At 67.4% G+C, this 13,636-nt stretch carries 3 protein-coding genes and 1 pseudogene; 1 reads left to right on the forward strand and 3 read right to left on the reverse strand.

The genetic code is table 11. The features are described 5' to 3' along the window. Window positions 1–156 precede the first annotated feature (156 nt). Window positions 157–8,763, reverse strand: coding sequence for an RHS repeat-associated core domain-containing protein (locus FHX71_RS15965; protein WP_182617994.1), 8,607 nt, complete (start codon window positions 8,761–8,763; stop codon window positions 157–159). Beyond that, the gene (locus FHX71_RS30090) at window positions 8,763–11,867 is read right to left on the reverse strand and encodes a LamG-like jellyroll fold domain-containing protein (RefSeq protein WP_182617996.1); all 3,105 of its coding nucleotides are present in this window, start codon (window positions 11,865–11,867) and stop codon (window positions 8,763–8,765) included. Before FHX71_RS30090 ends, FHX71_RS15965 begins: the two co-directional genes overlap by 1 nt. Before the next feature lie 319 nt (window positions 11,868–12,186). On the opposite strand from FHX71_RS30090, the pseudogene FHX71_RS30355 reads away from it, so the two are divergent. Then, a pseudogene (locus FHX71_RS30355) lies at window positions 12,187–12,927 on the forward strand (MucR family transcriptional regulator); the annotation flags it as partial. 117 nt (window positions 12,928–13,044) lie between these two features. Here the strand turns inward: FHX71_RS30355 and FHX71_RS29350 are convergent. Continuing rightward, the gene (locus FHX71_RS29350) at window positions 13,045–13,557 is read right to left on the reverse strand and encodes a hypothetical protein (RefSeq protein WP_246402594.1); all 513 of its coding nucleotides are present in this window, start codon (window positions 13,555–13,557) and stop codon (window positions 13,045–13,047) included. Window positions 13,558–13,636 lie beyond the last annotated feature (79 nt).

Below are 13,636 nucleotides of genomic sequence, written 5' to 3' on the forward strand. Positions count from 1 at the left end.
GCACCAGAAGTTCGACTGCCACTGTACCGTGGGAAATCTCGGCAGACCCGCCAGAAGTGAACCTCTCAATCTGGCGATCAGACTCGTGCAGATTAGCCTTCAACCCCTCGAGCCATACCCGAGCACGGCGATGATAATCAAGACCAATCTCGAACATTATTGCTCCCAGAATCGTCGATAACCCAAGGACAACTGACTCGAGAATTTCGACACGACCTCAGGCGGATATACACTGAACGGCGACACATCGTACTTTGCGAAAGCAGCGTTGTGCGCATCCTCATATCCCATGCCATTCCGCATGAACTGAGATTCGGCCAGCTCATGCATGTAGAAACTTGCATCGCCTCCCGAAATGCGGGTACCGCTCGCGTGCGCCGCGCTCAATCGAGCGAGCATTGCATCATTAATATCATGCTGCCCAAACTGGGCAAGGTGGACTTGCACTCGCTCCAGGCCCTTGCTCGAAACTCTAATCTCTTTTCCAGCCAGCCGCCCCAATCCGTTGCCCATCGACGCGGATGTACCAGTAGCTCCTGCGGTAGCACCCGAGCTCACGGGGCGAGAGACGGCGCGCTCTACGCGTACGGCTCCACTTACAGCACGAGCTGTGCCCTTCACTCCTCGCAGCACGCCCTTGGTCCCGACGCCAGCAACACCGCCCGTCATGGCACCAGCGGCGGCGCTCTTCAATTCGAAGTCGAGCTCGTTCTTCCAGCCCATCGGCCCGCCCCAGAAGTCATAGAAAAGCTGGGGGTCCTGGAACGCGTGATAAGTGTCAATCGCGAAATTGACGGTATCCGTGACGGCACGGTCGAACCATCCCTCTTCGGTCAGCCACCACGGGACGATGGCCGGCGTGCCTCCCTGGGCGACAGAAGCGTCGTACGCGGACAAGTTCGACTGGTCTGCGTGAGCAGTTCCGGTCGGGGCGCTGCCGCCACCGGTCGGCTCGTTGCCCGGGTCGGGGTCGGGGCTGCCGCCTCCGCCACCTGGTCGTGGGTCGCTCTTGCCGCCCTCGACACCCCACTTGCCGCCGTAGTTGATGCAGGTATTGCCGCACCCGTCTGGCTTGAGACCGGTCGGGTCCGATCTGGTGATCGGGTTGCTGCCCGCGTAGGCGTAGCCGTTCCACTGCTGCGGATCGACCATGTCCATGATCGGGTCGACAGATAGGAACCGTCCGATGGCCGGGTCGTAGTACCTGGCTCCGAGCATGGTCAGCCCAGTAGCGTCTTCGGGCGCTCCGAGGAACCTGTGGTCTCCGGGTGGTGGCGTACCGCCGCGGGCCTGGCCGTAGGGCAGGGTGTGGTGCTTGTTGACACTGGTCGTCGTCCACTGGGTGTTGTGCACCGACGCCAGCGGTGTGCCGTGCGTGTCACTGATCAGGGAGGTGACGCCGCCCAGCCCCATGCCTGTGCGAACCGCGACGGTCTTGCCCGCGAAGGAGTAGTAGCGGGTAGCGGTGACCGATGACAGGTTGCTGTTTCCAGCGGTCAGGGCGATCTCTTGCCCGGCGCCGATGTAGGCGGTGACTGTGGTGCCGTGCTTGCGCAGGATCCGGTCGCCGTCTGCGGTGTAGATCATCGACTGGACGCTGGTCGTGGTCGTGGCCTCGCCGCGGGCGGGTCCGCTGGGTGTGGTGCCGCTCTGGTCGCCGTCGGAGTCGTCGTCGCCCGCACCTGGTTCGGGTTCGGCGTAGACGGTGGTCTGGGTGTTGACCTTGGTGAGCTCGCCCTCGGGGTCCCAGGTCAGGTCCTGGGTCGTGTCCACGTAGTCGGCGGTGCTGTCCCGCTTGGTCGTGTTGCCGGCGGCGTCGTAGGTGTACTCCTGGCAGGTGGTTCCAGCGGCCGACTCGGTGCTGATCGCCGCGACCTGGTGCGGCCCGGTGACCGTCGCTGGGGCCGCGCAGTCCCCTGCGGCAAGGGCGCCCTCGGTGACGCCACCGATCCCGTATCCGACCTCGGTGGGGTCGGGGCTGGTTGCCGGGTCGTAGGTGGTGGCGTCGGTGCGGTTGCCGAGCTGGTCGTGCGTGAACGACTGCCAGTACGGTGCCGGACCGGCCCCTGCGACCACGCTCTCGGCCGTCTGCTGGTCGGGTACTGCGGCGCAGGTGCCAGCAGACGGGGTCCAGGCGTTGTTCAGACGCCGGAGTCCGTCATAGGTGTAGCACTGCACGTCTGCCGCAGACCCGGCGCGTGTGGGCTGGTCGGCCGCCTTGGTGATGTTGCCGGCGGGGTCGTAGCTGTAGGTGACGTCGAGCTCGGTCCCCGAGACACGTTCCCGGTCCAGGGAGACGTTTGCCAGGCGGCGGGTGCCGTGCTCGTACCGGTAGGAGACCGCAGTGCCGTAGGTGTTGCCGAGGTCGGTGTAGAGCAGGTCGCCGTAGGCGTTGAAGCGCGAGTCGGCGACGTAGACGCCCCACCCGAATCCGGACGAGGTCCACTCGGGCATGCTCGTATCCGTGAACTTCGTGGTTACGGTCTCGCGACGCAGGTTCCCGGCCGCGGGCAGGGTCGTCGTGGCGACCTGCCCGTCGTGGGTATAGGTGTACGCGGTTTCGAACGTGCGCTGCGCGGCCGTCGTGCCCAGGCCGGCCAGGTCGGTGTTGCCCAGCGGCAGGATGACCTGCTGCGTCAGGGGCCGGTAGGCGGCGTCGACGTTGGTGACCGCGGTGATGTACAGGTCGTCGTTGGTGTCGGTGTCGCCGGCACCGTCCGGAGTATGCCGGATCGTGGCCGTCGTCAAACCCTTGACGATCGAGTTAGAGCCAGTGGCGTTGGGCCCGTAGGCGTACTTGTCGTACCGCCACTCGGCCCGGATCGCGCCGCTGACCGATCCCGTGCGCATGGTGGTGCGGCGGGCGAGGTTGTCGTAGGTGTACGCCAGAGTGGCGCCGTTGGCGTCCTTGGTCGTGACTACCTGGCCGGCCTTGTCATAGGTCGTCTCGGTGGTGCCGTTGTCCGGATCGACAGCCTTCGTCTGCTGGCCAGCGAGGTCGTAGGAGTAGGACCAGACGTTGGTGTCGCCGTCAGTGACCTTCCCCAGCAGCCCCGCGGCGGTGTATCCGTAAGTCGTGGTCTGGGAGTCCAGCTCCTCGATCTCAGAACGTGTATCCGCGAACCCGGCAGCGGCCGGGTCGTTTCCTTCCCGTTCGTACTCGGTGAGCGCCGCGGTGCGTCCCTGAGCGTCGACGGTCGTGGCCGACGGGGTCGCGCCGGCGGGCGGGATCGTCATGGTGGTGGCGCCGTCGTGGACGGTGGTTGTGCGCCAGCGTTCGGAGCTCGGGTTGTCCGGGGTGCCCACCATGAAGATCTCTGCGGTGGTGCGCCCGGCCTTGTCGTAGAGGAACCGGGTGGTGCTCGGCGGAGCCTTGGTGGTGGAGAACAGGGTTGCGCTGGGCGAACCGCCGTCCGCGAACCAGGGGCCCTGGGTCTGGTAGACGCGTCCGGCGTCGTCGTACCGAGTGTCTGTCACGACCCGGCCCTCGTCGGCGGCGTCCACTGACGCGGTCTGGGTCTGGACCGGGCGCAGCAGACCGTCGTACAGCTGCACGCTCTTGTGATAGGTGCTGCCGTCGCCGCGCAGCGTCTCGGTGGTCACGGCATTCACGCCCGTGGCCGAGACGGTGTAGGCGTACTTGACCGACGCCTCGGTGCTGGCATGCTGCGGGTAGCGCACCAACCGGAGCCGACCCATCGCATCGTAGGACGCAGTGGTAGCGCGGTTGTTCGCGTCCTTCACGGACATCGGCACACCACGGAGCAGGTCCAGGTCCGTGGTCGTGACGTGCGCGGTCAGCGTCGTCCCGCTTCCATCCGGATCGGGCGACGTCGCGGTCGTCTTGGACAGCACGCCGCCCGTGAGGGTGTAGTCGGAACGCGCGGTGCGGCCGGCAGCGTTCGTGGTCGCCACCGGACGACCGATCTTGGACGTGTAGGCATCCTCGCTGATGTCGTAAGTCGTGGTGCTGATCAGGTCCTCGGTGCCCGACCACGGCACGGACGTAAAAGCGGTGCCGTAGTCCACGTCGGCATCAGGGTCGATCTGACGGGTGGACGTCGGCAGTCCCCGGGTCGGCGCCGTCCCGTAGGAGGCATCGTCGTAGGACGTGCGCGTCGCCGAGACAATCTTGCCCGGGGTGCCGTCGTCCTGAGTGCCGCAGGTACCGGTGCGGGTGATGGTCTCCTTGACGGCCGTCGCGATGAACGTCGCGTCTGTTCCCGTTTCCGGGGCGTAGAACGTGCCACGGGTGCACAGCTGGTCGTCGGCCACGGCCATGTCGCCCTGGTCCTCGGCTTGGATCGTGTTGCCGTACTTGTCACGCCAGTTGACCGTCTTGCGGACGAAGTCCAGGTTTCCCTCGGAGTCATTGGTCGCGGCCAGGGCTACGACCCGGTTCACGTACCCAGCGGTGACGCCGTCGTTCGACGTGGTGTTCGTGATCGTGGGGTAGCTCACCGACTTGGTCAGTGTCGCCCCTCCATTGAGCGCCAGCGTCTCCAAAACCGTGCCTGCGAGACGGTCGTCGTCCGCCACGGTCATCGACTGGTCGCCGGCCTCGGTCGTCACATTCCCGCCCAGGCCCCGTAGGTAACGGGTGCGTGACTGAGCAGGGCCCGGGTTGGTCGCTGGGCCTGTCGTGGTCTCGACTTTCTCGTACCCACGGAAGTCGGACCAGGTCAGGAACTCGGCGTCGTCATCGTCGGACTCGTCCCGGAAGCGGTCCTTGAGACGCGCCCACCGAGGCTCGTCCAGATAGGTGTAGTGGGTGGTGAAGTCAGGATCACCGTGGCCGTCGGAGCGCTTGCCGCCGGAGCGGGAGGCGCCGTCGGGGGTCTGGGTGACGGATTTGACGACGTAGGTGTTGAAGTACTCCGTCTTCGGGTCGTCCTCGCCCGGGAACTGCCACCGTACCGGGAAGCACAACTTCGTGTTGGCCTCCTGCGCGGTCAACGACTTGCCCGGCTGAGTCGTGGCGCACTGCGGGGTGGAGTACGTGACCGAGGTCTTGCCGCCGGTCTCGGTGGTGATGTCGGTCAGGTAGAACCGGTTCATCGCCGGCAGGCCGTCGGTCAGGTTGTCGTAGTCCGCGCGGCCAGGCTTGGTCTCTCCGGCGAAGTGCACCTTGCCCAGGGACAGGTTCGAGTCGTCAAGGGTGGACGAGTCGGTGGTGTCACCGAGGGCGGTGCGCTGGATCGACTGCAGCCACAGGAGGTTGCCCGTCCCGTCGCCCGGGTCACGGAACTTCTGCTCGAGCTTGTACTGATCCACGCCCACGTAGGCGCCGGAGATCCGGACGTTCGTGGTCACCTGGGTCAGCCGCTTGCGGGAGAAGAACGCCGGGGACATGACCGTCTTGCAGGACGTGGTCGAGGTGCAGACCAGGTCCAGCGGTGTGTCCCGCCACCGGGCCGACTCGCTCCGGGTCGGCTTCGCGGTCGTCGGGCAACCGGCACTGGAGAAGCACCGCTCGGTGACGCTGAAGTTTACGCGGTAGGGCGCGTTCGCGTGCCCGGCCGAGCCTGTGCGGGTGCCGTACTCGATGAAGTCGAGCCACCCGCCGCGGACGTACTTCTTGGAGCCGTCACGGTTGCGGTCCGACCCGTACTGGTTGGTTTCCTGCTTGTACGAGTACGTCATCGTGTTGCCGACCGTGTCGGTGACGTGGTCGAGCATGAACCGCCACACCTGGTCCCGGTCCGACGCGGCGAAGCCACCGTTCGCTGCCGTCTGGTAGCCCGGCTCCCCGGAGTGGTTGCCGTAGACCGGGACCGTCCAGCGCGAGCCCTGGTTCAGGGTGTCGCCCGAGTACCGCTCGTCCTTGCCGAACATGTGCACGGTCCCGTTCGGCGTGGTGACCCGCCAGTACTCCTTGCTCGCCCGATCGGACGCGTTCGCACCACCCGGCAGGCGCTGCTCGACGAGGGTGCCGTCGTCGTCCTTCGGCGTCCAGATCACGCGCTCGGCGGTGGACTGCGAGGTGTTCTTGACCAGGTCGGTGTTACGGCCGCCCAGCACGAGGGTGGCGTTGTCCTTGTCCCAGCACAGGTCGCCGGTGTCCCGGTCGGCGTTGTTCGCATCTCCCCCGACGGGGTCCTGGTCCTGGGCGCAGGAGGTATAGCGGCGCTCCACGTACCCGGTGGTCAGGTCCCAGCCGTCCGCGATCCACGAGGACTGGTTGTTCGACCCGGACACACGTCCGGTCAGCGCCGACGACGAGTACCCGATCGACAGCTCCGGCGACGGCCCAGCGGCCGGGGCCGGAACGGCCATCGGGTAGGACCACCCCATGCTGCCGGTCGCACCAGACACCGACCACGAGCCGGTCATCGACATCGGCGTCGCCGACCAGTCCCCCGTGCTGGATGCGACACCGGAGGACACGGCGAACTTGTCACCCGCCTGCACGCTCGCCACCTGGGCGCTGGCGGTTGTTGCGGTCCGGGCGTTGTCGGAGTCCTTCGACTCTGACGTGGCTGCGCTGTCCTTGGTCAGGGCATTGGGCGTGGCGGCGGCGGCCGTGCCCGCGGCGGGGATCTCGAGGTCCGCCGTCAGCGTGCGTGCCTCGGCGTTGTTCGTGGTCTGCACTGGTTCGGGTTGGCACTCCGGTGCGTCCGGAGTGACCTCCGCGCACGCGGGGATCCGGATCACCTGCAGGCGGGAGCCCCAGTCCGCACCGGCCGCGTCGGTGAACTCGTCGTAAGAAACGGTCGCGGTCACGTGACGCGACTCGGAGGCAGCAATCGCTGCGGCTTCTGCTTCCGCCTCCATGGAGGCGCCATCGTCATTGCCCGCGGACGACGCCGAAGCGCCGGCCGCCGAGGTGTCGGTGACCTCGAGGAGCACGCCGGTGATCCCGTCGGCCTCCGTTGATGGCTGGTCCGAGACCGTTACCTGCACCTCGTCAGGTGCCGCCTGCCCACTGGTCGGCGCAAGTGTCACATCCATACCGCCCAGGTCGACCTGTGCCGGCTCGGCGGCGAGCGGCACGGTGACGGTGTCTGCGTCGGGCAGGTCTTCGACCGCGGCCGGCGGTGTCGCCGGTACCGCCTCCGGGGCGGCTCTGGTCGGGACGGGGGACGGCGTCACCGCCTCCGGGGTGTCGGCAGCGGCCTCGACCGGGTCCAGGTTCGCGTCGCGGGCACCCAGGTCCTGACCCAGATCGTCTGCGGCCGCGACCTCCATCGGCTCGTACTCCACCACCAGCGTGGCCGTCGAGCTCCAGGTCAGGTCCGATGGCACCTCGGCTGCGTCCTCGTCGCCGCCGTCGGCGACAACACGGGTACCGAAGACCGCGGTGCCGGCGTCGGACGACGCGAGCTCGCGCGCCGCATCGGTGACGTCCCAGGTCACCTGGGAGCAGTCCTCGTCAAGGGTCTGTGCGTCCAGGGGTGCCAGGAACCCGGTCTTGGCCCAGGTACGCCGGGCGGTGGCGTCCATCAGCGAGTCGAGCGCCGTCGTACGCCAGACCTGCACGTCCAGCTCGTCCGAGCACAGGGAATCGTCGAGCGGGTTCAGGGTCAAGGACGCCTTCGTGACCTGGTCCGGGTCGACGAACCCGACCTCGTCCAGGCCCGCCATCGCCCACCCGGACCGGGCAAGCATGCCCTCGCCGGAAGCCGCCGGCTGAGAGTTCCCCGTCCGCACGTTCGGCGAACCTGAGACCTGTGCCGTGACGGACAACGGGAAGGCCATACCAGCGCTCTCACGGCCGGCAGCCGCGTCCTTCTGCTTCGTGTCCACCTTCAGACGCAGGCCCACGGTCGCGGCCTGCTCCGTCCCAGCAGACTGCGCGACGTCTGCGGTGTCGAGTGCCTGCCCGCCCACGGTCGCGCCGCCCGCGGTGGCGCCCAGACCACCGGACGTCGGCGTCGACGTACCGGCCGCACCCGAAGCGGCACCGTTTTCAGTGCTCGAGCCCTTGTCGGGCGTGTGGCGAGGTGCTGCGGGAACGATCTGCACACCGACGGGGCTTGCTGGACGACCGGAGACAGACAGGCTCGGCGCGGGGAAGGTAAATACTTGCTGACCGAACCCGTCGGCCACGCGAGCGGCGTTGCCGACCCCGGACCCGGCTTCGTCCTGTGTACCGGCCGCTGAGAGCTGCAGCCCGGGCCCGGTCGTGACGGGAAACGTGAGTCCCTTCAGGTTCAGCTTCTTGCCGGCCCGCGCCCAGGCGGCCTGGTCGGCGAACCGCAGCGCATAGGCGATACCGGTGGCGTCAGCGTTGACCGTCACGATCAGGTCGACGCCCTTGCCCGCCACGCCCGGGTAGGTCACCCGGTTCGCATCAAGGACCGGTTCGGTCAGGTCGACCGGCGCGTCCACGACCAGTTCCTGCCCGTCGCGCACCAGGCGCGCCAGTGGCTGCCCCTCGGAGCCGTCCGAGACCGAGATCTCGTTGACGGACACCGCCACGTCCAGCCGCCCGTCGCCGGGCATGCGGTCGACGAACCGATTGTCCGTGGGCAGCCACCTGCCGTCGACCAGGACCCGGGCTGCGCCCGCTGTGGTCGTCAGACGCAGCCGGCCGTCCTCGGTCGCGTGCGTGGTCTGCCACGGGGTGCGGTCATCCGTGATCTCGACGTCCAGCCCACACTGGTGCGCCAGCTCCAGAGCCTCCGCCTGCGTAGCGACGGCCACCTGGCAGTCCACATTCATCGCCGCGGGGACGGCCAATGCGGGCTGGGCGCCTAGCACCACCACGACCAGCCCCGCCACACCTGCGACCAGCGTCTGCTGGATCCGAGCCCGCCCCATCACATGTCCTCTTTCTCGGTCGGGTCCAGCAGTGCCATTGCTTCGTCGGCGTCGCCGGTGCCGGTGAAGGTCTCGAAGTCCGACCCCTGGCACAGGCGACGGATCTTCGACTCGGCCACGACCTGCCCGTCGAACACCCGGACGTTGTCGACCCGGCCCTGCCAGAAGTTGTCCTGGACCCCGGACATGAGCCGGCGTCCGACGGAGAAGGGCGCGTTCGTGGTCCACGAGGTGGTGAGCTTCGTGGCGGCGACTCCTACGACGGGGTCGCCGGGTAGCGGGGTCTGCCGGGTTCCAATCTGGCATGCCCAGACCTTCACCTCGTCGGTCTTGTCGTCGTACGCGCCGGTCAGGTGCACCCACTCGCCGGGCTTGGCCTCGAACGGCGCCTGCGCCGACACTGCCGAGGCACCGTCCGTGTCCGAGCCGTACATGATGAACGACCAGCACGGCTTGCTGTTCATCGCCGCGCACGAGGCCCGGTAGCCCAACGTGAACGGACTGGTGCGTGTCCCGTTCTGCGACAGAGCGACATGCTGACCGGTCAAGCTGGTGTTCGGGTCCAACCAGACGTGGGCGGAGACCACGAAGCTCTTGGACGTGTCCACCACGGGGCCGTCAGTGACCAACCTGTCGTCCACGCCGTCGAACGACACAGCCTTGTCGCCGGCCCGGGACTCGAACTCCTCGTGCGGGCCCGTGGTCCACTGCGGCAACGTCGAATTGGTCTCCGTGCCACGGAACTGCAGAGGCTGAGTGCCCTTGCCCTGCACTCGCTCGGAGGCGACAGTGCCGGTTCCGTCGTCCAGCGGCCACACCGCCGTCGCGATCGCGGGCGCCACATCGAACTTGTACTCACGCACCGACAACGACGCATTGCCAGCGCGGTCGAACGCCTTGACGCTCAAGGTGATCGCTCCCGGTCTTTTCGGGGTATAGGAGATCGTATGGTTCGCGCCAGGGGCCACACTCTCGCCCTCTGAGAACGTGTCGGTGCCGAACGACCACTCGTACCGGACCGTGTCAGTCGAGCCCTGCGCGCCGAGGAGGAACTTGCCTTCCTGACCGGCCCCGCCGGACTCCAGGCCGCCCTTTTCCACATTGGGGTACACCGCTTCCACCCCGACGGTCACCGGGTCAACCGTCGGAGTGTGCGGCGGAGCGGTATCCACCTCGAAGTAGCACCACGCCGACCAGGCGCCCGTGGCCCCAGCCGGGTCCACCGCACGCACCCGCCACCGATAGATGTTCCCGTTGAAGAGCTTGCCGCTCGACACCATCAACTTGTGTTGGCCGCCAGCCTTCAACCCGGAGTACGCGCCCCACACCTTGTTCTCGGTCGCGGTGTTCCAGACCTCGAACTGCCCCTTGGACTGCGTTCCGTCAGGATCCGTAATCGTCGCCCCGACGGTCGGCCGAGTAGTTCTCAAATACGCCCTCGAAGTCGCCGGCCGGCAACCCTTGTCGATGCCGTCGACCCACGTCTTCAGGTACTTGGGGTCACCCGGCGGCCGGTTATAGGTCACCGACAGCGTCGCACCGTGGTCCGCGTCGCCGTTGTACTGCGAGCCCGCGTAGCGCTTCCACTTCGACATCGTGGACTCGTCAACCTTGAGCCCCAGGGTCAGGTACGACCAGTTCGACGACGCAACCTTCTTCGCCGACTCCGTCACGTCGAACCCGATACGCACCTGGCGCCCGTCGCACCCCGACCGGTGGATCACCGACTTCGAGCCGACCTGGGTGGACCAGGACGCCATCGAGTTCCACGACGTCGAGGTGGAGACCTGCGCGTTGCCGAGCTGGTAGAGCATCGTCCCGGCGGCCTGGCAGGTCGCACCGAAGACGCCACTGACCGAGAACTCGGCACCGGTCACATCCATCGACCGCAGCTCGCCGACCTTCGTCGCCCGGAACTCGTACAGCACCCGCTGCTTGGACGTCACCCCCGCGCACTCGGCCCCGTACGAGCTGGCCGCATCGCACAGGCCGACACCGTGGTCACCCAGCGGCCGGTCCTGGAACTTGTACCCGGACGACGAAGTGGGCCACGCCGACTTCACACCCGCCCACTCGTTCAGTGTCACGCCCGTCACCGACGGGTCGATCACGACAGGGAAGACCGCGCCCTCCCCGACCAGCATCTCCTGGTCCGGGACGATCGACACCGTTGCAGAGCGCCCGGACTCGGTGGTCGGCTCGACGTCGACCGGAAGCTCGGCAAGATCCTCGCGATGTGCCATCCCAGGCGCGGCCGGCTCATCCCCCGCAGCGGATTCCGCATCCGAGGCTCCGGCCGCACCAACCCTGGCTGCCGACGGAACGGGTTCCGCCGACGGCTGCTCCGGCTCGCTCCACATCAGCGGCACCGGTGCCAGGAAGACCTGCTCGCCCTCTGCATCGATCGCGGCGAACCCGTCCCCTTCGTCCACCAGGGTCAGTCCCGGCGAGACCCGCACATCGAACGCGAGCTCTTCCAGCTCCGGGTTCGACGCTGCTTCCTCGTCCGCAACCCGGATCAACTCACGAAACCCTGTGGCCTCCGGGTCGGCCTGAACGATCAGGTCGATCCCCTCCCCCATGACCGCCGGATACGTCACGACATCGCCCTCGACCACCGGCTCGGGCAGATCGAACGGCACGTCGTACTCGATCCAGTGCCCCTCACGCTCCACCTTCGCCAACGGCTCAGCGTCGTCCACACCCGAAGCGAAGCTGACATCGAACACCGGCGCCGCAACGTCAAGGCGCCCGTCACCGTCCACGTCGCTGGGCTCAACCGTGCGATCAACGCTCGCCCAAGAGCCGTCGTCCTGCCCCGCGCGCACGGCGGATGCCGAGGACGACCAGCGGACGTCGAGGCCGTTCGGCTGGGCGTAGGACGTCTCCCACGGGCTGTAGGAGTCCTGCGCTGCGACCTCGTGCCCGCACCGGACCGCCATCTCGAACGCGGCATCCATCGTCGGCGCCACGCTGTCGCAGTCCTCAGCCGCCAAGCCCACTCCCAGGGCGGAGAACGCCATGTCGTCGAGATCCGTCATCGCCGCCGTCGCACCGCTGGCAACCATCACCAGCGCGACCGCACCCGCGACGATCGCAGACACTTGCGTCCGTCCAGCAGCCGTCAAACTGGCGAAAGACCGCCGAAATCGCCCTACAGATGTACGAAGTCTGGCCGTCAGGCCACCCACCAGATCCAGCACCGGCAAGCTCCCCCACAGATCATGACGGCGCCTGGACGGCACCTGAACGCCCGAAATCTACTGCCTCACCTGGGTCCGGTACGACGAAAATGTCCACAACGCCGGGTGATCTTTTCACCATGGCCTCGCTATCAGCCTCCTACGGCACGGTCCGAGCCGGCCAAACCCGTGCCGGTCGAGTCCAGCGGGCTGTCATCGTCCCGAACGCTCGCGTGGACGCATGTCAGTGCTGAGCTGCACGGGCAATGGTTACGCTGCGGACCCACGACAAAGAGCCGAAGGGCGGGGCAAAGTGGTGGTGCCTCGGGCGCAGGACAGGGTGCAGTGCGCGGAGTGCGGCAGGTGGTTCGTCTCGGTGGCGAACCATGTCCTCAGGGCGCATGGCATGACGGCCGACGAGTACCGGGCAGCACATGACCTGTTGAAGTCGGACCCTCTGATCGGTCAGGACCTCCTGGAGTGGCGAAGGGAGCTCGGCGCGCGGCGCATGCGTGAGCCTGAGCAGCGCGACAAGCTGCTGTCGGTAGGGTTCCGCGCCCGCCCGGAGAACATCACAGGGCAGCGGGACCCGCGCACGACACGGAGGGTCGGCCGCTCGCACCGGGAACGCTCAGCCCAGTGGTGGTGTGACCGGCTTGCCATCATCGGGTGCGAGTCGCTGGAAGAGGCTGTCGCCTGGGCTGCCCAGCGCAACGTCGGTTGGATCGAGGTCGCCCAAGCGATCGGTGTCAGCCCAGCACATCTGCGGGCGACCGCCAAGAAGCAGGGCGTGCGTGCCCGCCGCCGCGTCACGCCCCATCAGGAGCGAATGCTGGACCTGGCAAGGCAGTACGTTGCGGAGCACGGGCCGCTGCGGTGGATCCCTGACCAGCGCGACCTCGGACAATGGATATCGGCCCAGCGTCAGACGCTGGCCGACGGCCGACCACGCTCGGCGGTGCACGACCGGCTAGACGAGATCGACCCCCACTGGCACCTGCGCCACGATGAACGCGAACCGGTCTGCGCCCACGAGGAATGCGAGTCCGTCGCCGTCACTCGGGGCTTGTGCCACCGGCACTCCGAGCAGCTCTTCCGTTCACAACGCCGCGCCACGCAGAACGCGGATGTCGATCTGGTGACCTGCCGAGAGTGCCGGGCGGTGTTCCGCACCCTCAAAGCGCACCTGCGCCAGGTGCACCACATGAGCGGCGACGAATACCAGACCAAACACCAGGTCGGCCCGAGCGCCTTGGAGTCCCCCGCGGTAAACGACGACCGGACTGCCAGAACCGCCCAGATCTGGGCGGAACGACTCGGGCGTGCCGGCTGGACCAGTTGGCGACAGGCAGCGCACTGGGCGGTCACGAACGATGTCGGATGGCCCGAGGCCGGTGCACGGATGGGAGCGTCCTGGCGGATGGCCCAAGCCCAGGTACGCTCCGACGGAATCACCATCCCGCGACGCAAGCACGACGCGCGACACCGCCAAGCGGACACAGCCATGCAGGCCACCGCTGTCACGCTGGGCTACGACGACCTGGCCAACCTGCTCGAGCAGGCACGCCATCTGAACGACGTCGAGTTCGGCAAGCTCGTCGGCCTCGGTCAAGGACCAGCGGCCACGTTCCGTCGGCGCCACGGCATTCCCACACCCGGACGGTACACACCCCACCGCACGCAACGGGTTG

This window comes from Promicromonospora sukumoe (assembly GCF_014137995.1).
Classification (GTDB): Bacteria; Actinomycetota; Actinomycetes; order Actinomycetales; family Cellulomonadaceae; genus Promicromonospora; species Promicromonospora sukumoe.